This is a genomic window from Lysinibacillus sp. IITD104, assembly GCF_036698265.2.
GTDB lineage: Bacteria > Bacillota > Bacilli > Bacillales_A > Planococcaceae > Lysinibacillus > Lysinibacillus boronitolerans.
Genome location: NZ_JBAHYH020000001.1, coordinates 1457972 through 1479012, shown reverse-complemented (window position 1 = coordinate 1479012; position 21041 = coordinate 1457972). Strand labels below are relative to the sequence as shown.

At 39.4% G+C, this 21041-nt stretch carries 19 protein-coding genes and 1 other annotated feature; of the genes, 3 read left to right on the top strand and 16 right to left on the bottom strand.

The genetic code is table 11. The annotated features are described in order from the left end of the window. Positions 1 to 43: 43 nt before the first annotated feature. From trpA to V1L66_RS07445, 6 genes are read right to left on the bottom strand one after another with little or no spacing between them, the layout of a single operon-like run. Positions 44 to 835: a tryptophan synthase subunit alpha gene (gene trpA, locus V1L66_RS07470; RefSeq protein ID WP_333004817.1), complete on the bottom strand. Its 792-nt coding sequence runs from the start codon at positions 833 to 835 to the stop codon at positions 44 to 46. Further along, complete coding sequence (gene trpB / locus V1L66_RS07465) at positions 832 to 2043, bottom strand: tryptophan synthase subunit beta (protein WP_004226717.1); 1212 nt, start codon at positions 2041 to 2043, stop codon at positions 832 to 834. The genes trpA and trpB overlap by 4 nt, the downstream gene beginning before the upstream one ends. Then, a complete protein-coding gene (locus V1L66_RS07460; protein ID WP_333004819.1) occupies positions 2043 to 2657 on the bottom strand; it encodes a phosphoribosylanthranilate isomerase in 615 nt (204 codons plus the stop codon). Before V1L66_RS07460 ends, trpB begins: the two co-directional genes overlap by 1 nt. Then, positions 2654 to 3445: an indole-3-glycerol phosphate synthase TrpC gene (gene trpC, locus V1L66_RS07455; RefSeq protein ID WP_333004820.1), complete on the bottom strand. Its 792-nt coding sequence runs from the start codon at positions 3443 to 3445 to the stop codon at positions 2654 to 2656. Before trpC ends, V1L66_RS07460 begins: the two co-directional genes overlap by 4 nt. Beyond that, entirely contained in the window at positions 3445 to 4473 is a 1029-nt protein-coding gene (trpD, locus tag V1L66_RS07450; protein WP_333004821.1) for an anthranilate phosphoribosyltransferase, read from the bottom strand. The genes trpC and trpD overlap by 1 nt, the downstream gene beginning before the upstream one ends. Continuing rightward, on the bottom strand, positions 4473 to 5801 hold the full coding sequence (locus V1L66_RS07445) for a chorismate-binding protein (protein ID WP_333004822.1): 1329 nt from the start codon (positions 5799 to 5801) through the stop codon (positions 4473 to 4475). The genes trpD and V1L66_RS07445 overlap by 1 nt, the downstream gene beginning before the upstream one ends. A gap of 99 nt (positions 5802 to 5900) precedes the next feature. After that, positions 5901 to 6141 (bottom strand) — a binding site (T-box leader). A 320-nt stretch (positions 6142 to 6461) separates the two neighbouring features. Here V1L66_RS07445 and V1L66_RS07440 point away from each other — a divergent pair. After that, positions 6462 to 8150 (top strand): methyl-accepting chemotaxis protein, encoded by a 1689-nt coding sequence (locus V1L66_RS07440; protein WP_333004824.1) that lies wholly within the window; start codon positions 6462 to 6464, stop codon positions 8148 to 8150. 105 nt (positions 8151 to 8255) lie between these two features. Here V1L66_RS07440 and secDF read toward each other — a convergent pair whose 3' ends face one another. Both secDF and V1L66_RS07430 read right to left on the bottom strand, forming a co-directional pair. Further along, on the bottom strand, positions 8256 to 10523 hold the full coding sequence (gene secDF, locus V1L66_RS07435; RefSeq protein ID WP_333004825.1) for a protein translocase subunit SecDF: 2268 nt from the start codon (positions 10521 to 10523) through the stop codon (positions 8256 to 8258). A gap of 344 nt (positions 10524 to 10867) precedes the next feature. Next, entirely contained in the window at positions 10868 to 11176 is a 309-nt protein-coding gene (locus V1L66_RS07430; RefSeq protein WP_036075819.1) for a post-transcriptional regulator, read from the bottom strand. 93 nt (positions 11177 to 11269) lie between these two features. Here V1L66_RS07430 and V1L66_RS07425 point away from each other — a divergent pair, with 93 nt between their 5' ends. Then, positions 11270 to 12787, top strand: a complete 1518-nt coding sequence (locus V1L66_RS07425; protein WP_016991903.1) for an oligosaccharide flippase family protein — start codon at positions 11270 to 11272, stop codon at positions 12785 to 12787. Here the strand turns inward: V1L66_RS07425 and V1L66_RS07420 are convergent. Then, the gene (locus V1L66_RS07420; protein WP_036075818.1) at positions 12784 to 13419 is read right to left on the bottom strand and encodes a DUF421 domain-containing protein; all 636 of its coding nucleotides are present in this window, start codon (positions 13417 to 13419) and stop codon (positions 12784 to 12786) included. The genes V1L66_RS07425 and V1L66_RS07420 overlap by 4 nt on opposite strands. Positions 13420 to 13556: 137 nt before the next feature. Here V1L66_RS07420 and V1L66_RS07415 point away from each other — a divergent pair, with 137 nt between their 5' ends. After that, positions 13557 to 14402, top strand: a complete 846-nt coding sequence (locus V1L66_RS07415; RefSeq protein ID WP_333004829.1) for a polysaccharide deacetylase family protein — start codon at positions 13557 to 13559, stop codon at positions 14400 to 14402. A 73-nt stretch (positions 14403 to 14475) separates the two neighbouring features. Here the strand turns inward: V1L66_RS07415 and yajC are convergent, their stop codons facing one another. From yajC to V1L66_RS07380, 7 genes are all read right to left on the bottom strand, one after another. After that, positions 14476 to 14742, bottom strand: a complete 267-nt coding sequence (gene yajC, locus V1L66_RS07410) for a preprotein translocase subunit YajC (protein WP_004226696.1) — start codon at positions 14740 to 14742, stop codon at positions 14476 to 14478. A gap of 249 nt (positions 14743 to 14991) precedes the next feature. Beyond that, positions 14992 to 16137 (bottom strand): tRNA guanosine(34) transglycosylase Tgt, encoded by a 1146-nt coding sequence (gene tgt, locus V1L66_RS07405; protein WP_036075815.1) that lies wholly within the window; start codon positions 16135 to 16137, stop codon positions 14992 to 14994. A gap of 56 nt (positions 16138 to 16193) precedes the next feature. Further along, positions 16194 to 17234 (bottom strand): tRNA preQ1(34) S-adenosylmethionine ribosyltransferase-isomerase QueA, encoded by a 1041-nt coding sequence (queA, locus tag V1L66_RS07400; RefSeq protein WP_016991900.1) that lies wholly within the window; start codon positions 17232 to 17234, stop codon positions 16194 to 16196. A gap of 17 nt (positions 17235 to 17251) precedes the next feature. After that, on the bottom strand, positions 17252 to 18256 hold the full coding sequence (gene ruvB / locus V1L66_RS07395; RefSeq protein WP_016991899.1) for a Holliday junction branch migration DNA helicase RuvB: 1005 nt from the start codon (positions 18254 to 18256) through the stop codon (positions 17252 to 17254). 18 nt (positions 18257 to 18274) lie between these two features. Beyond that, entirely contained in the window at positions 18275 to 18895 is a 621-nt protein-coding gene (gene ruvA, locus V1L66_RS07390; RefSeq protein ID WP_004226690.1) for a Holliday junction branch migration protein RuvA, read from the bottom strand. A 111-nt stretch (positions 18896 to 19006) separates the two neighbouring features. Next, positions 19007 to 19840 (bottom strand): phosphotransferase, encoded by an 834-nt coding sequence (locus V1L66_RS07385; protein ID WP_081977449.1) that lies wholly within the window; start codon positions 19838 to 19840, stop codon positions 19007 to 19009. A 34-nt stretch (positions 19841 to 19874) separates the two neighbouring features. After that, positions 19875 to 20921: a LysM domain-containing protein gene (locus tag V1L66_RS07380; RefSeq protein ID WP_312124301.1), complete on the bottom strand. Its 1047-nt coding sequence runs from the start codon at positions 20919 to 20921 to the stop codon at positions 19875 to 19877. Positions 20922 to 21041: the final 120 nt, after the last annotated feature.

The following is a 21041-nucleotide window of genomic DNA, read 5'->3' as shown; positions in this document are numbered from 1 at the left end:
CTTTCCGCCAATTAAAGCACTTCATCAAAAAAAGCCTACTCTTCTAAAGAGTAGACTTTTCTAACAAACCTTTCGAGGCGGCTACTAATGCTTCCACCATTGCCAAATCTCCTTGATGCAATGCCGTCACAATGGCACTACCGACAATTACACCATCTCCCAAAGCCCCCATCTTTTTCACTTGCTCAGGTGTTGAAATACCAAAGCCTGCAAGCACAGGGATTGGACTTGCTTGACGTAAGCTGGCAAAATGCTGTTCTAAATTATCGGCAAAACGTGATCTTGCTCCTGTGATCCCATTAACGGTCACTGCATAAACAAAGCCCTGACTAGCTGCTGCGATGCGTGCTATACGCTCTGGAGGGCTTGTCAATGAGATAAGCTGTACCACATCAATGCCATATGGATTTAATGCATCACGTAACAACTCGCTCTCTTCCAAAGGGACATCTGGTACAATTAACCCCTTAACTCCTCCAGCTACACAGGCTTGCGCAAAAGACTTTAAGCCATATGCTAATACTGGATTGAAATAAGTCATGACTACGAGAGGCACTGTTATTTCATCTTTAAATGACGCGAGTGTTTGCAACACGTTTCTTAATGTCACACCAGCTATGAGAGCACGTTCTCCTGCTCGTTCGATCGTTGGACCATCAGCAACAGGATCTGTAAAAGGAATTCCTACTTCAATAGCTGTTACCTCTAATTGCTGCAGTTTTAAGATAATTGGCTTAATGGTCTCTAGCCCTCCGTCACCTGCCATGATATATGGTATGAAAGCCTTATGACCTGCAGCATTTGCCTGTTCGATCGCTTGCTGTAAAGTTGTCATTTTACATCCCCCCCTAGTGCTGCTCGAACTGTGTGAACATCTTTATCTCCTCGACCAGATAAGCACACAACAATGATCTGATCTTTCGCCATAGTCTTTGCAAGTTTTGCCGTATAAGCAATGGCATGAGAACTTTCAAGTGCAGGTAGTATCCCTTCCGTTCGGCTTAATAATTGTAGTGCCTCCAGTGCTTCAGCATCTGTGATGGAGTCAAATTGCGCTCGACCAATATCATGTAAATAACAATGCTCTGGTCCTTTCCCTGGATAATCTAACCCAGCTGAAATAGAATGTGCTTCTTGGACAAAGCCGTTTTCATCCTGTAATAAATACATGTAGGCGCCATGTAATACACCTAATTGTCCACCTGCGATGGCCGCAGCATGCTTCCCAGTTTCAAGACCACTTCCTGCTGCTTCAACACCGTATAAGGCAACTGATTCATCATCAACGAATGGGTGAAACATACCGATTGCGTTACTGCCACCTCCAATACAGGCAACAACTGCATCAGGTAAACGCCCCTCTTTTTGCACGATTTGCCTTCTTGTTTCTACTCCAATGACACGCTGAAAGTCCCGAACAATTTTTGGGAATGGGTGAGGACCTAAGGCAGAGCCTAAAATATAGTGGGTATCCTCAACATTTGTCACCCAGTAACGTAGGGCAGCGTTCACAGCATCCTTTAATGTTTTAGAACCACTTTCCACCGATTGAACCTTTGTGCCAAGCAACTCCATACGAAAGACATTTAACTGCTGACGTTTTATATCTTCTGCTCCCATAAATACAACACATTCTAGATTTAATAATGCACATGCAGTAGCTGTTGCCACACCATGCTGCCCAGCTCCTGTTTCAGCAACGATTTTCTTTTTACCCATACGTTTGGCTAGAAGTGCTTGCCCAATCGCATTATTAATTTTATGTGCACCTGTATGGTTTAAATCTTCACGCTTTAAATAAATCTTTGCTCCATCTAGCGCCTTCGTTAAATTTTCTGCGTAATAGAGCGGTGTTTCACGGCCAACATAGTCTTCTAAATAATAGGACAGCTCCTCTGTAAATGCAGGGTCTAGTAATGCTTGCTCATAAGCAGCTTCTAATTCAAGCAAGGCTGTCATTAATGTTTCGGGCACAAACCGACCACCAAATTGTCCAAAACGCCCTTCTTTTGTCGGTACACTATTTGCTATTGATATTCCCATCATCTGCTCCCCCTCTTTACTGCCTGTAAAAAAGCTTGTATTTTGCTAGAATCCTTGATTCCATCTGTTTCCACACCACTTGATACATCGACCATAAAAGGACCTACATCTGTAATGGCTGCTTCAATATTGTCTACATTGAGACCACCCGCTAATAATAATTTTGCTTTAGGAATACCTACTTGCTCAAGCAGTGTCCAATCAAAAGTGTGACCACTACCGCCTTTAAACTCTGTACCAGGCGCGTCGAACAAATAATAATCTACTTGATAGTTAGCAGCTGCTTGAACGTCCTCTGTTCCTCGTATCGATAATGCCTTAATGGCAGGATAACCTTGCTCCTGAATAAATGCTGGCGTTTCCTCTCCATGATATTGCACGTAATCTAAGGGCACTCGCTCAACCGCTTCCTTTAATTCAGCTGGCGTTGGATTGACAAAGACTCCTATTTTCAAAACGCCTTGTGGTACATGCTTCGCTAATTGTTGGGCCTGCTCAATGGATACACGGCGTTTACTCGGTGCAAAAACAAACCCTATCGCATCTGCACCCGCATGAATAGCTGTTTTGACATGTTCTTGTTCCTGTAGACCACAAATTTTGACCTTTGTCATACCGACGCACCCTCTTTACTTACTTTCAAATCTCGTAGTGCTTGCCCCGCATCTCCACTCCGCATTAAAGCTTCACCTACAAGGACACCACTAACCCCCATCGAGGCTACTTGCTTCGCATCTTCTCGTGTCCATATGCCACTCTCACTAATTAATACTCGATTCTCATCAAATGGAAACGTATTAGCAATTTCTTTTGTACGCTCTAGGCTTACTTCAAAGGTACGTAAATCTCGATTATTAACGCCAATTAACTTTGCATCTACTGCAAGAGCGCGTGCAAGCTCCTCACTATCATGTACTTCCACTAAAACTTCTAGGCCTAAGCCCGTTGCATAGCTATATAAATCACGTAAGGCATCGTCCGTTAAAGCAGCCACAATTAATAAAATAATGGATGCACCTGCTGCCTTGGCAAATCGAATTTGTACCCGATCGATCATAAAATCCTTACAAAGAAGGGGTGTATCGACTGCACCAGCAACTGCTGCTAAATCTTCAAAGGAGCCTTTAAAAAATTCCTTATCGGTTAAGACCGAAATAGCTGCTGCCCCTGCTCGTGCATAGATTTGTGCTTGTGCAACTGGGTCTGCCCCGCCAGCTATTAACCCTTTGGAAGGCGAAGCACGCTTCATCTCAGCAATGACTTGCAGTGTATGGGCTTGTCGCAATGACTCAATTAACGAGCGACGTGGCGTATCTGTAAAGTTTGCTAAAGGGTCTGGCTGCTCTAACAAAGCGCCCACCTCAATCTTTTTTTGCTGCAAAATTTTATTGAGTATATTCATTATCCTACCTCCACTTCTTTAATTTGCTTGCTATACGTAACAACCGCCTCTAATTTTTGTTGTGCTCTCCCACTAAAAACACTTTCCTTTGCCATGGCTACACCCTCTTTGATGGTTTCCGCTTGACCATAACCAAATAAGCCGATACCAGCATTTAATACTACTGTATCTAAATAAGGACTCTGTTCCCCAGCCAATATTTTTTGCATAATCACCGCATTTTCATCTGCATTGCCACCACGGATGGCCTCTAAAGGTGCCGTTTGAAGACCAACATCTTCGGCAGTTAGGGAAAATGGAATTAAATCACCTTTATCTACTAAAACCAATGTATTTTGTCCTGCTAATGAAGCCTCGTCCAAGCCCTGTGGTCCTGAAACGACAATCGCCCGCTCACGTCCAAGCATTTGTAATACTGAGGCATATTCCATGACAAAATTCGGACGATTAATACCTGTAAATTGTGTGGATAATGGGACCGGATTTGTTAAAGGACCAACAAGATTAAAGATTGTCGGTTTACCTAATGAACGGCGAATTTCACCAATCCTCTTTAATTTGGGATGGACATTCGGTGCATAAATAAAAGCGATCCCCTCTCTCTCTAGCAAATGAGCTGTTTGTGGGATAGAAATAGCTGTATGAATACCTAGTGCCTCTAGCACATCTGAGCTACCAGAGGAGGAAGAGATTTTACGGTTCCCATGCTTGGCAATTTTGACACCCGCTCCAGCTAACACAAAAGCAGAAGCTGTACTGATGTTAAAGGTATGAAGACCATCTCCACCTGTACCGCAATTATCCATATAGCTATCTTCTTTTACGGCTATATCAAGAGCAAAAGATCGCATAATAGTTGCTAATGCGGCTACTTCATGTGCAGTTTCTCCCTTCGCCGATAAAGCTGTTAAAAAGCTTGCTATTTCTTCTTTAGGTGTATCATCTTGAAATAACCATTGCGCTGCCTGTAACATTTCTTCGTACATGAGATGTGTTCCCTGCAGTACTTTCCTTTGTAATCGTTCCATTAGCTTTGCCCCCCATTGTTCACCAGTAACTGTAAAAATGCCTGTTCTTCCTCTTGCACTTGGTGTAAAACGTCTTGCACATTTGTATATTTGGTAACAGTTATTGTTGCTTGTAAAGTCATGCTATCCTGTTTAACTACAATAGATTTCCCTGTTAAAGCAAAATCCAAATGACCATTAAATCCAATAAAGCCAAGGGCACCAAAATTACCAGCTGTATGCGGAAGCTTCGTAGCTGAAAGTGGAGATATGGTTGCTGCTAAAACATCAAGGGCATGAAGCATTGGTAAAAGCTTTCCTTCAACCCTAGTCGTCATGTGCAGTGCCTTTTTGGACCGCTGGATACGCATTGCCTCCATGACCTGAACAGAATCTCGGAAACAAACCGACTGTAATTCTTGCTGAACAGCACTAACAAGAAGTGCATGGGATTGTCTAATGCTTTCATGGTTGTATAATTTGTGTTCATTTTCTAGGTCTTCATTTTTTGTTTCCCCTCGCGGATATGTTCCCTCTGTAGGAGTCGCAATAACTCTTTCACCTTTTACTTGAATTAGACTTTCAGGAGAAGTACCTAACACAACATGCTCCTCAAATTCTATATAATACATATAGGCTGCAGGCCTTTTTTTGCGTAGCTGCCGATACAAAGCCAACGTATCACCTTGAAAATTTGCTACATAATGATTCGGCAAAACTACCCTTGTTATATCATCAGGTAAGTTAGCTTGCATTGTCTGTAAAACCTTTGCAAATGATTCATTTGTTGTAGCATCAAGCGGTTGATAACGATAAGATGCTTCGTCACTGATATGCCCGTTTACTATTTGTTGAGCCAATTCTTCCAAATCAGGTTCTTGCTTTTCTGCATCAATATTTGTATGAATCAATGTCACTTCATCTGTTTGATGATCGAAGACAATAATCGTTTCATAGACATGAAAATAAGCATCAGGTAATTCTATTTTTTTATCTACGAACATCGTTGTACCGCCAAAGCCTATATACCCAACGGCACCACCTGAAAAAGGAAATTGTGTCGTATTGGAAATACGTGGCATAAGGCGTTTAAGAAGAACAAAGAGTTCTCCTTGATGCACATATGTTTTTCCAGTTTTATAGGAAACCTCCTGAATTTCTTGGCCCACACCTTTATATGTTTTTCGTGGATTAGCCCCAATAAAGGAAAACCTTCCCGTTCCTTCATGTTGAGCAGAACTTTCCAATAAAAATTTATGTTTTCCCTGTAAACGTCTGAAAATCAAAATAGGTGTTAAAGAATCGCCATTGATCGTTTTCATTTTTGTTCTTGAACTCGTTGTTTGCATAGCTATTTTGCTCCTTTTTCAAAGATTCCTTTAGCTAATGTCTAGACGAATGCTGACTGAAAATAAAAAAGCCCTCTGCAAAAAGGATTATTCCTAATTGCAGAGGACGATTATGACCGCGTTGCCACCTCATATTAGAGCATATGCTCTCACTTTTGTGCTTTTCATTATGGGTATGGTAAACCACACCTTGAAAGCACCCCTATAACGTGGGGAATTACGTTCGCTTTTTATAAGCGACTCTCATAAGTCCATTCACATAAGCTGTAAATCAGTTTACACCATCCACTGACTCTCTTTATTACACACTTATGCTACTACTCTTATTCAACAATTTCTCAGCTATTCTCATCTAAACTCAGCTCATCTGTTCTTCGGCTGACCTCGCTCCCGAGACCTTCTACCTTGACCGAACAAAAAGTTAGCCTTAATTCTAAGCCAATCCAATACTATTGTCAATCAATTCTGACGAAAAAAGTTAATATTCCTATTTTATTTTGAAGAATTAAAAGTAGGTATATTATCCTTCTATAAAATCTTATTGGAGAATAAGATTTCCTACTATTGAAAATTCCTGGAGTATTGACCATGTAAATATATCAAGTTATAGTAATTTCAGAACATCAATTTTTCCATATAATAAAAGAAAGTAGGAAGTTTATGTCCGTTCGCAAAAAATTAAATATTGGTTTCATTTCCTTAACATGTTTACTACTTATCTCAAGCATCGTTTCATTTATTCAATTTAAAACAACACAGAATGATTTAGAAGAAGTACTGAAGCATCGGATGGTGCAAATCCAATTAACAGATAAAATCCAACAACAACTTGCGTCCCAAGGTTTATTTTTACGCTCCTATATTTTAAATAATAAGGATGAAGCAGCTAAGGCCAATTTAGAGCGCTATGAAAAGTTGTTACCTGAAACAGTTAATGAACTTTCTACTATTGTTCGATCAGATTATACAAAAAATATTATGCAGCAAATCACGGAATTGCAAAAAGAGTTACTTTCAAATTCACAGAAAGCAATACAAGCGTTTAATAGTGGCAACACGAATCTAGCACTCTCTATCATCAATAATGATGTTACAAAATACAATAAAGACATTTTTAAGTTAACAACCGAATTATTAGCTTATCACGATGAACAGCTTCAAAAGGTTGACCAATCTGTTAATCAAACCGTTTCACGAGCTATTGTCATTGCTATTAGCCTTCTAATTGCTAGTATCATTATCGGTTTATATTTTATGCATTTTGTCAAAAACTCCATTGTTCTACCACTACGTAAGGCCATCGGAGCAGCAGATACATTAGCAACAGGTGATTTAACAATCGCTAAGCTTGACCATCAATCAAAAGATGAGATCGGTACACTTGCAAATGCAGTCAATACATTAAAACAAAACCTAGCTGGTTTAATGACTAACATTCAAGATAGCGCATCCCATTTATCGGCTGTCTCAGAAGAGCTTTCCGCTAGTACAGAGGAAGTAACGGCAACCTCTGATAATATTGCGCAAAGAATTCAAGATAATGTAACACATATCACTTCTTCTGCTAGTGCCTCTCAGCAAAGTGCTGTGGCAATGGATGAAACCGCATCAGGTGTCCAACGCATTGCGGAGGCGACACAAAGTCTTCATCACAATGCTGAAAATCTGACTCAACTTGCCCATATAGGTAGTGCAACGATTACAACCGCAAAAGAACAGATGGATTTAATTGCACTCTCAACTTCTGACATTGCAACACTAACGCAAAAACTAAGTAAGCAATCGGAAGAAATCGGACAAATTACAACAGTGATTACAGCTATCTCAGAACAAACAAATTTACTGGCACTGAATGCTGCCATTGAAGCAGCAAGAGCTGGAGAACACGGGAAAGGCTTTGCAGTTGTAGCGGATGAGGTACGAAAACTTGCTGAGGAATCAAATCAATCTGCCAATCAAATCGTTGCTATTACAAAAGAAATTCTAACAGATACGCAAAATGTTGCAGCATCAGTAGACAATGGTTTAGCCTCTGTAAAGGATGGTGTAGCCAAAATTCATGAGGCTGGAGATGCTTTCTATTCCATCACCTCTGCAGTTGCAGCATTCACAGAGCAAATTGAAGAAATTTCTGCCACATCTGAAGAAATCCCTGCCAGTGCTGAGCAGGTTGCTGCCTCTGTCACGGAAATCGCAAATGTCTCTCATCAATCAGCAACTAATTCTCAAATGATTGCAGAATCCGTTGACGAGCAAGTTGCGACGATGCAGCAAGTAAATACTGTTGCTGAAGAATTAAGTGAAAATGCGCAACAGCTACAAGGCTTAATTCAGCAATTTAAATTGTAAATACTATATGAAAAATCTGCTGCTTTTTATAAAAGGTAGCAGATTTTTTGCATAAAAAAAGCAGAGAATAGAAAACCATTCGTTTTCCATTCCCTGCTCACTAGATTATACAGTAGGTTCGTCTGTACCCCATTGTTTTTTCTCTTTTTTGCGTAGCTTTCCATCTGATTTTTTCATTTCACGAATTTTTAATGAATACCAGATTTGAGCTGCGATACAGATTGAAGAATACATACCTGTAATCAAACCAATCAATAACGCGATTGAGAAGTTTTGAATAGATGGTGCACCAAAAATTAATAGGGCTACAACAACTATAATAACCGTTAATACTGTATTAACCGAACGACCCATTGTTTGGCGTAGCGATTTATTCACGATATTCGCCAATACTTCACGGTCATTAATTGTATCATATCGATCTAAGTTTTCACGCATACGGTCAAAGGTAACGATCGTATCATTGATGGAATAACCAACAATTGTTAATACAGCCGCAATAAACGTAATATCTACTTCTAAACGCATAAAGCTAAAGACGGCAACAATTAAGAATACATCATGCAATAATGAAACAATTGCACCAATACCCATGCGCCATTCAAAACGAACTGCTACATAAATGATAATCCCTATTGCTGCAAGAGATAAAGCCTTAATTGCATTTTTTACAAGTTCCTTACCAACTGTAGGCGATACAGTACTTACAGCTGGTTCATGACCATATTTTTCGCCAGCTTCTTTTTTAAATTCTAAAATTTCTGCTTGTGTAAGGTCATCTTTATAGCGAATGACTGCTGTATTACTTTTCTCACCAGAGAGTATGATATCTTCTGATGAAAAATCAATGCTATCTAGATATTTGGAAACTTCTTCTTTTGTTAATGTTTGGTCAGATTCAATTTGGACACGAGTACCGCTTGAGAAATCAATGCCTAGGTTTAGGCGGAAAATACCAATAACCACTAAACCAGCCACTAAAATGGCTAAAGAGAACATATAGAATTTCTTACGGTTGTGAACAAAGTCAAATCGATCGAATTTCGTTGATAAATCTAATGTACCAATATTTTCATCGAGACTATGCTGTTTTGATTTTGCGATACCAAACCATGCTGGATTGTTGAAATACCCACTGTTAACAAGTAGTCCTAATAGGACACGTGAACCCCATACAGCTGTTAAGAAGCTCAATAAAATACTAATAATTAATGTTGTAGCAAATCCTTTAACAGAGCTTGTTCCCCATTGGAACAATACTGCTGCAGCTAATAAAGTTGTCAACTGTGCATCGACAATGGCTGATAAAGATTGTTTAGATCCAATTTGGAAGGCTTGTTTAGCGGAATAGCCCACTCGCAGCTCTTCACGTATACGTTCTGCCGCTAAAATATTGGCATCTACTGCCATCCCTATACCAAGGACAATGGCCGCAATACCTGGTAGCGTTAATACCGCATTAATCCAGTCAAAGACCACCAATACTAGGAATGTAAACACAACCAGTGTAATGATGGAAATAAAGCCTGGTAAACGATAGTAGAATAGCATAAATAAGAAAATAACTACTACGCCGACAATACCAGCAAAAATAGTACTTTTCAGTGCTGCATCACCAAATTGAGCACCAACAGAAGTTGAATAAATTTCATCTAGCTTTACAGGTAATGCCCCAGCATTTAAAATATCTGCTAAATTTTTTGTTTCTTCAACAGAGAAATTACCGCTAATCATAACATCTGTTGTATTTAACGTTTGACTAACTGTTGCTGCAGATGCATAGCGAGGCTTTGCTTTTTGTGATTCCGCTTTATAGGAATCGACACCCTCTTCAAAGTCTAACCATACAACTAGTAAATTTTGACCTGCGGGTTTTGCCGCAATTTTACTTGTGATGTCAGCAAATTTTTTCGCATCTTTTAAAGTTAAGGATACAATCGGACGATTTTGTTGGTCAAAAGAGCCTTTAGCACCGTTGGCTTTCAAATCGTCTCCATCTAATAATAAATTATCATCCACATCACGGAATGTTAAATTCGCAGAAGTAGACAATAACTTACGTGCCGATTCCTGATCCTCAACACCAGCTAATTGCACACGAATACGATTTTTGTCCTCAACCTGAATACTCGGTTCACTAACCCCCATCGTATTTACACGTTCACCAAGTGCAGTGGATGTTGCTGTGACAATTTCTGGTGTAATTTTTTGTCCTTCTTTTAATTCATTTACCTCGTAAAGCACTTCAAACCCGCCCTGTAAATCAAGACCAAGCTTGATGTCCTTTAAGACGCCGTTTACAGTCGTACTAATACCTGCTGCCAATAGCACGATAATCAGTAGGAATGCAACTATACGACTTTTTAGTTTCATCAATAAATCCTCCTCGAATTGGTGTAAGGGCTGTCCTTACACGCCAAACAAGTAACTAGCAATACCTTTTGAAACGTTTAATCCTCCTTTTCATTTAGAATCGTGTTACCTGTGCTTCAAAAAGGTTGCTTTACTTATTTCAATCGTTCATAACGCGCAAGTTTATCTTTGTATTATTAGGTACTAGCCTTCTAAATGTCAATAAAAGCATAGAAGACTTATGTAAGTAAGAACTTATTCAAAATAAAAAAAGCGCAACACACTTATTATGAAACAGGTTGCGCTTGGTGTCAATTCAACACGTATAGGATTCTTTGAATTATTGTAAAATTTGACACATCATTTTACGTTCTGACTGGACCAAGCAGTAATTGTAACTCTTCTGTATTGACTTCTCCAAACCAATTATTACTTTGTAAAAACTCTACTTGATTAAATGAGACGATATCAGATGGTGAAACGGAAAAAATGGTAGAAATGACTTCATGTAATCGTAGTTGTTCAATTTTCTTTTTACGCCATTTTTTTTCAATACAGTAGCGCCAGAGTTCTTCTGCTGTAATAGCATTGTATTGATAATGATGGAACTCTGCTATCTTACTATCAATTGCCGGACGAATCTTTTCAAATAGTTGCTCATATTGCATACTCATTTTGAATCATCTCCAATCAAAGTCGTAACGTAAGACATGCTTGCATACAAATAGTGTAAATGAATTTTTGCGGCTTGAGAAGGGACGGATGGCATGAGTTCTTTTGTACGAGGTACATTATTTTTAATGTTTGTGATTTTTTTATCTAAACTTTTTGGCTTCTTCTATAGAATGCAATTTATGCGAATTGCTGGTGAAGAGGCTGTCGGTATTTATATGACCGTCTATCCAGCATTTATTTTCTTCATCTCACTTATTCAACTAGGACTACCTATCGCTGTGGCTAAAATAGTGGCTGAATTACTAGCAAAAAATAAACGTGAAAACATCTTTGGTGTCATGCGTACAGCCATTCTTTGGTCATTCATTGGCATGATCGTTTTTATGCCACTCGTTGCATTAACAATACCATATATTTCAACAACGCTATTACATAATGAACAGACAACATTTACACTATGGATTGCACTCTTTGCTGTACCAGTATCAGTTGGATCTGGCTTATTACGTGCTTATTTACAAGGTGTCGCTAAAATTACACCGACTGCTTGGGCACAAATGATCGAACAAATTGTACGTATTAGCTTCATTACTTTAATGCTTCCTTATGTGGCTAATTACAATAATGCCGCTGTAACAGCTGCTGCAGCAATGGGTATTACGCTTCTTGCTGAAGTTGTAGCATTCTTATATTTATGGCTACATTATATTGTCTCGAAAAAGAAATTACTGACACGAAAAACTAAAATTGAAGGGTATCCTGCATCACCAATGTTGCGTGTTGCCCTTCCCTCTGCTGGCAGTAAGCTTTTTGGCTCTTTCACTTGGTTTTTAGAGCCGATTATCTTTTTAAAAGCCTTGACTGTAGCCGGTTTAACCGCTTCTGCTGCCACTATTTTATACGGTGTCATCTCAGGTGTTTTGGTGCCATTATTATTATTTCCTGCGTTTGTATCAACAGCCTTATCGATTGTGCTCATTCCAGCGGTTAGTGATGCCGTCGCTCGTCAGCACATCCCCCTATTGCAGGAAAGAATTTCGGTGTCCCTAAGATTGTCTTCCCTAGTGGGTTGCTTTGCTGCTACGTATTTCTTTGTGCACGGTGATGAATTAGCTATGAAGCTTTTCCATTTAGAAGAAAATCGTGGGTACGTTAAAATTTTAGCACCTATTTTTTATTTTTATTATATTCAAAGCCCTCTACACTCCATCTTACAGGCGATTGGTGAGGCAAGAGCTGCCATGATGAACTCCATCTATGGTGGACTAGGTAAACTATTTGTGATGTTTGTACTTGCCTCTCAGCCAGGTATCCAGGAAAAAGGAGCTGTTGTAGCCATTGGCTTTGGGGTTTTACTAACGTCCTTCTTGCATATTGCAACAGTTAGACAACGAAAAAACCTGCGTGCAGGCTTCAGAATGTTTGTCGTACCATATAGTTGCTTTATTGCCGTTTGCGTCGCCCAGTATTTCCTTATTCCCTTATTATCACTACCATTTATTTTAAGTAGTGGTGTCACATTATTTTTACTATTTACCTTTTTATTATTTACCAATCAGTTGCGCATTACAGATTTCCGTTACATCAAAAAATTGGCGAAGAAAGTTTAAGATTCCTTTAATTGGATATGCAGTTTACTGTCTTCCCAAATACAAAAAAATACCGTTTCACTGTCAGTAATATTATTTTTCGCTAGCTCACCCATTAGCCAATCTACATCTTTATGCATGGTAAATAGATGTCTTTCTTGAATATCACCGTCGATAATCAATGGATACACAAAGGCTTTTTCATCTTTTTTAAAGACAGAAAGATTGCCTGAAGGCTCTAAATACGCAAAGGCTACATCTGTCACAGATGCGATTCCGTTTTCTCGTAATTGCTGACATAAATCATCTAAATTATAGCGGTGTTTTCTCATCTCACTCTCTAAAATAACACCGTCTTTTACTAATAAAGCAGGGTCACCATCTACTAGGTCACGTATTTTTTTGAACTTTAAAGACAAAAAGGCACTTAAAATTTGAATAAAGAGCAAAATAATGATAGGTAGTATGGCATTAAAGAGAGGATTTTTATAATCGTCTAGGGCAAAGGCTGCCACTTCTGCAATTAATACAAAAACGACTAAATCGATGACAGATAATTCACCCACTTCTCGTTTACCCATTAAACGGAAAACGATGATGATAAACACATACAAAAAGCAAGTTCTAAAAATAATATGGTAATATTCTTCCATAAAAAACACCCCCATACTATCAAGGTGACCTTACTTATTGTTTTTTATACAATTTACAAGGAATAGTCCCAAATAGTTCGTACACACTAACAAGGAGCTAGATGCTTACCACTATAAAATGCAAACAAGGTGAGAACATGACAAGGAAAATAATTGTTTTCGTTTTTGTTTATATCCTTTTTCTTATTAGGCCTTATCCTATTTACGGGTATCAAGAACAGGAAATACCTATTCTTATGTACCATCATTTAGAGGACAATATAAACAATACTACAGTTATTTCACCCGAGAACTTCGAAAGCCAAATGAAATTACTTAAAATGGAAGGTTACCAGGCCATTTCTGTTCAGCAATTATATGATTACTTAAACGACCAAGCGCCGTTACCTCCAAAGCCTGTTTTAATTACCTTTGACGATGGGTATTTTAGTAATTATGAAAAAGCTTACCCGATATTGAAAAAATATAATATGCATGCAGAAATCTTTGTTATTGCAAGCCGAATCCTAGAGAAGAATGGTAACAATTATTATCCAAATGAAACAGTAAAGATGAGTTGGGATCAATTGAAGGAAATGAAGGATTATATTACAATCCAGAGTCATACTTGGGATTTACATTATAAATTACCTTCAAAAAGCGGTCAACCTATTGGCGCAGTATTTGGCCCTAGTTTTGTGAATGGGCAACTAGAGAGTCAGGCTGAGTATGAAGAAAGGGTAAGAAATGATTTTATTCATTCAAGAAAACGAATCAAAGAAGAGTTAGGGTATGAGCCAATAGCAATAAGCTATCCTTATGGGATTTATTCACCCTCCACCATCAAATTAGCCAAGGAAGCTGGTTTTAAGATGGCCTTTGTCATACAAAATAAGCATGTGAAAAAGGGCGATTCCATATTTACGTTAAGTAGAATCACTATTAATGGCAATGATACTGGTGAGGCATTTATTCAAAAATTAAAAACTGCCAAAAACACGTAAGCACAGCCATCCAATATTGTATAAAAAAGGCCTACAATATAGCTATTGCCTATTGTAAGCCTTTTCTTCTGTATTACTGATTGTCATTGACAATTCGTCCAATTGCTTGACGGTCAAATTTCACTCGTACATTGTCAGCAATTTTTAATGTCACTGCTGTGTCTTCAATTGCATCAATAACGCCGTGTAAACCACCAATTGTAATGACTTTATCTCCACGTTGCAAACTACTTTGCATATTTTGTGTTTCCTGCTGTCTTTTTTTAGCTGGACGGATTAAGATAAACCACATTGCAACGAACATTAATAATATTGGTGCTAATCCTAATAATTGATCCATAATAGCATCTTGCCCCCTTTCCAAATCTCACTTTTTTAGTATAGACTATTCCACCATTAAAAAGCGATGGACAAGCCCAAAAATTTTCTCAATTACTAATATTTTTTCTATGATTGACAATATTTTGCTAGAAATATTCACTTTTTACAAAGTTTTGAATGATTTGCAAAACAATTGCTATTGATGATGGGACATTAGGGGATGCCTAATGTCCTTTTTTAATTATGCGCATGTAATAATCCGTCTAGATTAAAAGTTTTTTGCATCTGGCCCATTAAAGCCGTACTTTTCAAAGAACTCTTCACGGAAATCACCAAGACGATCTTGACGAATTGCCTCACGTACTTGCTCCATCAATTTTAATAGGAAGTGTAGATTATGATAAGATGTTAAACGAATACCGAACGTTTCTTCCGTGCGAATAAGGTGACGAACATAGGCACGAGAATAATTTTTACATGTATAGCAATCACAGTTCGGATCAATTGGACCAAAGTCACGTGCATATTTTGCATTTTTCACCACTAGACGTCCTTCTGATGTCATCAGTGTTCCATTACGTGCAATACGTGTTGGCAATACACAGTCAAACATATCAATACCTCGAATTGCCCCGTCAATTAAAGAATCTGGTGAGCCTACACCCATTAAATAACGTGGTTTATTTTCAGGCATCATTGGCGTAGTAAATTCTAAAACGCGGTTCATCACATCTTTCGGTTCTCCAACAGATAATCCACCAATGGCATAGCCTGGGAAATCTAGTTCTACTAACGCTTCTGCTGAGCGGCGGCGTAAATCCTCGTACTCTCCGCCTTGAATAATCCCAAATAAACCTTGCTCTTCTGGACGCTGATGTGCTTCCTTACAGCGTTTTGCCCAACGTGTTGTACGATCAACTGATTGCAGCATATAGTCATGTGTCGCAGGATATGGTGGACATTCATCAAAGGCCATCATAATATCAGAGCCTAAATCATTTTGAATTTCCATTGCCTTTTCTGGGCTCAAAAATAATTTATCTCCATTGAGGTGATTACGGAAATGAACACCTTCCTCCTCAATTTTTCGGAATTGACTAAGTGAAAATACTTGGAAACCACCTGAATCCGTTAAAATTGGACGATCCCAGTTCATAAATTTATGAAGTCCGCCTGCTTCTTTGACAATATCATTACCAGGACGTAGCCATAAATGGTACGTATTGGACAAAATAATACCTGCATTCATCTCTTTTAATTCTTCTGGCGACATGGTCTTAACCGTTGCTTGTGTGCCAACAGGCATAAATGCGGGTGTTTCAAAGGAGCCGTGCGGTGTATGCACGATGCCAAGGCGTGCTCCTGTTTGTTTACATGTATGAAGTAGTTCATATCGAATTGCTGGTTGTGTCATAAAATAAATAATCCTCTCTTATCTGAAGTAAAAACAGTACTCCGATTTTATCCCTATTATTTTTTTGGACGTATAAACATAGCATCACCAAAACTAAAGAAGCGATATCTTTCCTCTACGGCTTGCTGATAAGCACTTAAAATGGTCTCTCGAGTGGCTAGCGTACTAACAAGCATGACCAATGTTGATTTTGGTAAATGGAAGTTTGTGATTAACCCATCAACCACCGTAAAATTGTAGCCTGGATAAATGAAAATAGACGTCCAACCTTGTTCTGCTCGCACTTCTCCCCCATATTTAGAACCAATTGTCTCTAATGTGCGAGTAGAGGTTGTCCCAACAGCTATTACCTTGCCACCATTACGTTTTACTCGATTAATCGTATCTGCTGCTTGTTCTGTAACACTATAGAATTCCGCATGCATTTCATGATTCTCAATCGAGTCAACACTAACGGGACGGAAAGTGCCGAGACCTACATGTAGCGTAATAAAAACAACCTCTACGCCTTTAGCCTTCACTTGTGCTAATAGCTCCTCTGTAAAATGCAGTCCTGCTGTAGGCGCTGCAGCCGAACCACGCTCTTTGGCATAAACGGTTTGATAACGATCTTTATCCTCTAGTTTTTCCCGAATATATGGAGGTAATGGCATTTCACCAAGCTGCTCTAATATTTCATAAAAGATACCATCATACTGAAATTCAAATGTACGTCCGCCATGTTCAAGCTCACCTGTGCAAGTAGCTGTTAATAAACCATCTCCAAATGTGATGACTGTTCCTACCTTTACACGCTTTGCTGGTTTTACAAGTGTTTCCCACTCATCTGTACCAGCCAATTGCTTCAATAGCAATACTTCTATATGTGCACCAGTTTCTTCTTTTACACCCATTAAACGAGCAGGTAAGACTCTTGTATCATTTAGTACAAGACAGTCTCCAGCATGTAGCTCCTCTAGTACATGGGCAAAATGGTGGTGCTCCACTTTATTTGAGCCTGGTGTTACGACCATTAATCGACTCGCTGTACGATCGACTAATGGTGTTTGGGCAATAAGCTCCTCTGGTAATTCAAAATCAAAATCTTCTACACGCATGAAAAAAACTTCCTTCTTTATGTTTGTTGGGGATACTCATATCCAAAATGTTCGTAGGCTAAATGTGTGGCTACTCTTCCTCTCGGTGTACGTTGGATAAGGCCAATTTGCATCAAATAAGGCTCGTATACATCTTCTATCGTAACCCGTTCCTCACCAATCGATGCAGCAAGCGTATCTAAGCCTACTGGACCTCCTCGGAATCGCTCAATCATATTAGTTACAAGTTTATGATCAATATGATCAAGCCCTCTAGGATCTACTTGTAGCAGCTCTAATGCTTGCTGTGCAAGGCCCTCCGTTATCATACCATCTCCAAGCACCTGTGCATAATCTCGCACTCGTTTCAATAAACGATTGGCAATACGGGGGGTTCCACGTGAGCGTCTCGCCATTTCCATTGCTGCTACTTGCTCAATTTGCACCTCAAATAAATGAGCACTTCTGACAACAATTTCAGCAAGTGATTGGTCATCGTAATATTCTAGGCGCAGCAACACACCAAAGCGATCTCTTAGAGGAGCTGATAAGGCACCCGCTCTTGTCGTTGCACCTACAAGGGTAAAGGGAGGTAAATCAAGTCGTACAGAACGTGCTTCAGGACCCTTCCCTACCACAATATCTAAACAGAAGTCTTCCATTGCTGGATATAATACTTCTTCAATAGCACGGGGAAGTCGATGAATTTCATCAATAAATAAAACATCCCCAGGCTCTAGTGAACTTAAAATAGCTGCCAAATCTCCTGGACGCTCAATCGCAGGGCCACTTGTCATCCGTACGTTGACATTCATCTCATTCGCAATAACAGCAGCTAAGGTCGTTTTACCAAGTCCTGGAGGTCCGTATAACAACACATGATCTAAACTTTCTTGGCGAAGCTTTGCTGCTTCAATGAATATTTGTAAGTTTTCCTTTACTTTATGTTGCCCAATATACTGTGCTAATTTTTGAGGACGTAAAGATAACTCAAACTGCTCATCATAGCTACCTGCCTCACTTGCCATCATACGTTCAGACATGTACCTTCCCTCCTTTCCTTATTTTAGTTTTAGCAGTAGTTGCAATGCTTGTTTCATAAAGGCATCTGTCGTTTCTAGTTTGTCGTTATCTTCTAGCTGTGGTTTAATTTTTTCGAGCTCTTTTTCAGAATAGCCAAGTGCCATTAAGGCAAGTAAGGCTTCTTCTAATTCATGTTTATAAGCATTCACACCAAACAAAGGTAACTCATCTTCTGCACTAGGTAACTCCAATGTATCTAATAATGAACCAAGCTTGCCTTTCAAATCGAGGATCATTTGACGTGCTGTTTTTTTACCAACTCCGGGGAACTTCACTAAAAATGCTTCGTCCTCCCGTTCAATTGCGCTAATAACCTGCTGTGGATTCCCTGTCGCTAAAATAGCTAATGCGCCCTTTGGTCCTATACCCGACACTAAAATAAGCTTACGGAATAACTCACGCTGATCTAAATTAGGGAAACCATATAAAACTTGTGCATCCTCTCGCACATGCAAATGAACATATATCTGTTGTTCAAGGGCAGATGTCCGAAAAGCAAACGGATTGGGCGTATTAAGTTGCCAACCAATCCCCTGTTGTTCTAGCACAATAAATTCAGGCGTAATACGAGTAATTTGTCCTTTTAAATAATCATACATCTATAATCCCTCACAATCATCGTCTTCGATTATAGCATATAGCGAACGAATGCTCGACAAAAAGTAGCGCCGAAACGCCGTTCGCAGACAAAAATGACCGCCAATTGACGGTCATTTCTTGACAAATCTATCAATATCGTACCACAGTTTTGGCCAATAGGTGAGGGCTCGTTTTGTAAATGGCACTAAATAATCTAAAAATACTAGCTGCTGCTCGAGTGGTAAATCTATAGCAAACAGCCATTCTCGTAATAACTCATTCGGATATTTCAAGCGATGAAGCTTTCTTTTATCTAGTCGTTTCAGCTCAGGTAACTCTGCAAAAATCTTTCCAAGATCATAATCTACAGCAGGCAACACACGATGTAACCATAAAATATACTCGTCATCCGCTTCACCAAGGTGTGCTAAATCAAAATCAATTAAACGTAATTGTCCATCAGAGCACCATAAAAAATTATGATGGACTACATCCCCATGCAATAGCGTAATCTCTTTTTCAGGTGCATCTTCCAATGCAATCAATTGTAATGATTTATCACTATAATGCAGTATTTGATCAATTTCTTCTTTTGTTAAAAATGTTCGAAATTCATTTCTTCTACTTTTAAAACGCATATGACGCATTTGCCATTTTAAAAGCTGTGAGTAGGTATGCAAGCCTGGCATTCGCTGCCAAGCAATTTTTTTATGTGTGTCGTGTAAAGCAATTAATAGTCTTAGAGATTCCTTACGATCTTTTTTATGTGCGAAGTTAGCACCGTGGCTTCCTTCTTGCCACATTTGCACAATTAACTGCTCATCATCGCTCTGAACTAAAGGTAAGATCAACGAAGGCTCCATACGTCCTAATTGGCGATGAATGGTTTTTACCTTCTCTGCAATTTCCACTTGCTTTGCACGTTTGACAAAATAATTTTTCGATTGATACTTATATTTCCAAATATTTGGCTTTACTTCTTCTACAATATACGCTTTTTCACCATCGATAAGGCGTCATCCCGCCTGGGAAATAATGCGGTGACATCCAAGGACCTGCTGCTGATGGGCATGGTGGTGGACAATGTGTCGGACATGGTGGTGGCGGGCAATGACAAGGGTCCATTTGCCAATTTGGCATCATCATTGGTTGTGTGCCACAGCCACAAGATTGACCCATGTTCATATCAGGCATCATCATTGGTTGTGTTCCACAGCCACAGGATTGCCCCATATTCATATCAGGCATCATATCCATTTGTGGCTTTTGTTGATCTTGCGTATGGAAGAATGGTGATGTGGACTCTAAAAAGTCTTCCATTCCACCTACTTTATGATCTGGCATGTCATAGGACATTGGCTGCTGTGGCATCGTATAATGCTCGACCTGCGGCTGCATTGGCATTGGCCACCACATCTGATGATAGATTGGCTGATGGCAACTTGAACAATGTGGTACGGCAGGCATTTGTGGCATGATATGCATTGGTGGATGTGGTGCTGGTTGTGGCATTGGCATTGGCTTCGGTTTAGCTACAGGTGGTGGTGGCGGTGTAGGTGCTGGCGGTGGTGGTGGCTGTATTTGTATAGGCGGTGTTGTAACATTTTGCTCCATTTGTGGCATCACCAATTGCTGGTGCCAATTCATTTCCACAGGCTGCGGTACCCACATCGGTTGTTGTGGCATCTGCATTGGCATCGGCATCGGTATAGGTATCGGAATCATTTGTGGTTCTGGCATCGGCATAGGAGCTGGTGGTGGCGGTACAATTGGCGGCGGTGGTGGCATTGGTCGCTGTACCTCTTTTCTAGGACTTTCCTTCGGTGCCTCCTTATGCACTTGTGTTTCCTTTTTCGGCATTTCTTTATGTGAATCTCTATGCGGCTCTTTGTTTATTTTTTCAGGCAATATAATTTCCATACCTGGAACAATATAATCTGGGTTGGCAAGATGGACATTGAGCCGCTTCAAATCTTCAAACGAAATGCCGTACTCCTTCGCAATCTTCCACAATGTATCTCCCTTTTGAACAATATGAATACGCAATTTTTTCCTCCCTTCCTCTCTACGTATCATATGTTCAATGTTTCATTTGGATACAAAAATTTCAGCAAGTTCGAAAAGCTTCATGGTACACTAATTCATAAGGAATACGGATTCCTTTAT

Coding starts and splice junctions, on each gene's coding strand:
- trpA (WP_333004817.1), bottom strand. CDS start 835: ATGACAACTTTACAGCAAGCGATCGAACAGGCAAATGCTGCAGGTCAT.
- trpB (WP_004226717.1), bottom strand. CDS start 2,043: ATGGGAATATCAATAGCAAATAGTGTACCGACAAAAGAAGGGCGTTTT.
- V1L66_RS07460 (WP_333004819.1), bottom strand. CDS start 2,657: ATGACAAAGGTCAAAATTTGTGGTCTACAGGAACAAGAACATGTCAAA.
- trpC (WP_333004820.1), bottom strand. CDS start 3,445: ATGAATATACTCAATAAAATTTTGCAGCAAAAAAAGATTGAGGTGGGC.
- trpD (WP_333004821.1), bottom strand. CDS start 4,473: ATGGAACGATTACAAAGGAAAGTACTGCAGGGAACACATCTCATGTAC.
- V1L66_RS07445 (WP_333004822.1), bottom strand. CDS start 5,801: ATGCAAACAACGAGTTCAAGAACAAAAATGAAAACGATCAATGGCGAT.
- V1L66_RS07440 (WP_333004824.1), top strand. CDS start 6,462: ATGTCCGTTCGCAAAAAATTAAATATTGGTTTCATTTCCTTAACATGT.
- secDF (WP_333004825.1), bottom strand. CDS start 10,523: ATGAAACTAAAAAGTCGTATAGTTGCATTCCTACTGATTATCGTGCTA.
- V1L66_RS07430 (WP_036075819.1), bottom strand. CDS start 11,176: ATGAGTATGCAATATGAGCAACTATTTGAAAAGATTCGTCCGGCAATT.
- V1L66_RS07425 (WP_016991903.1), top strand. CDS start 11,270: ATGAGTTCTTTTGTACGAGGTACATTATTTTTAATGTTTGTGATTTTT.
- V1L66_RS07420 (WP_036075818.1), bottom strand. CDS start 13,419: ATGGAAGAATATTACCATATTATTTTTAGAACTTGCTTTTTGTATGTG.
- V1L66_RS07415 (WP_333004829.1), top strand. CDS start 13,557: ATGACAAGGAAAATAATTGTTTTCGTTTTTGTTTATATCCTTTTTCTT.
- yajC (WP_004226696.1), bottom strand. CDS start 14,742: ATGGATCAATTATTAGGATTAGCACCAATATTATTAATGTTCGTTGCA.
- tgt (WP_036075815.1), bottom strand. CDS start 16,137: ATGACACAACCAGCAATTCGATATGAACTACTTCATACATGTAAACAA.
- queA (WP_016991900.1), bottom strand. CDS start 17,234: ATGCGTGTAGAAGATTTTGATTTTGAATTACCAGAGGAGCTTATTGCC.
- ruvB (WP_016991899.1), bottom strand. CDS start 18,256: ATGTCTGAACGTATGATGGCAAGTGAGGCAGGTAGCTATGATGAGCAG.
- ruvA (WP_004226690.1), bottom strand. CDS start 18,895: ATGTATGATTATTTAAAAGGACAAATTACTCGTATTACGCCTGAATTT.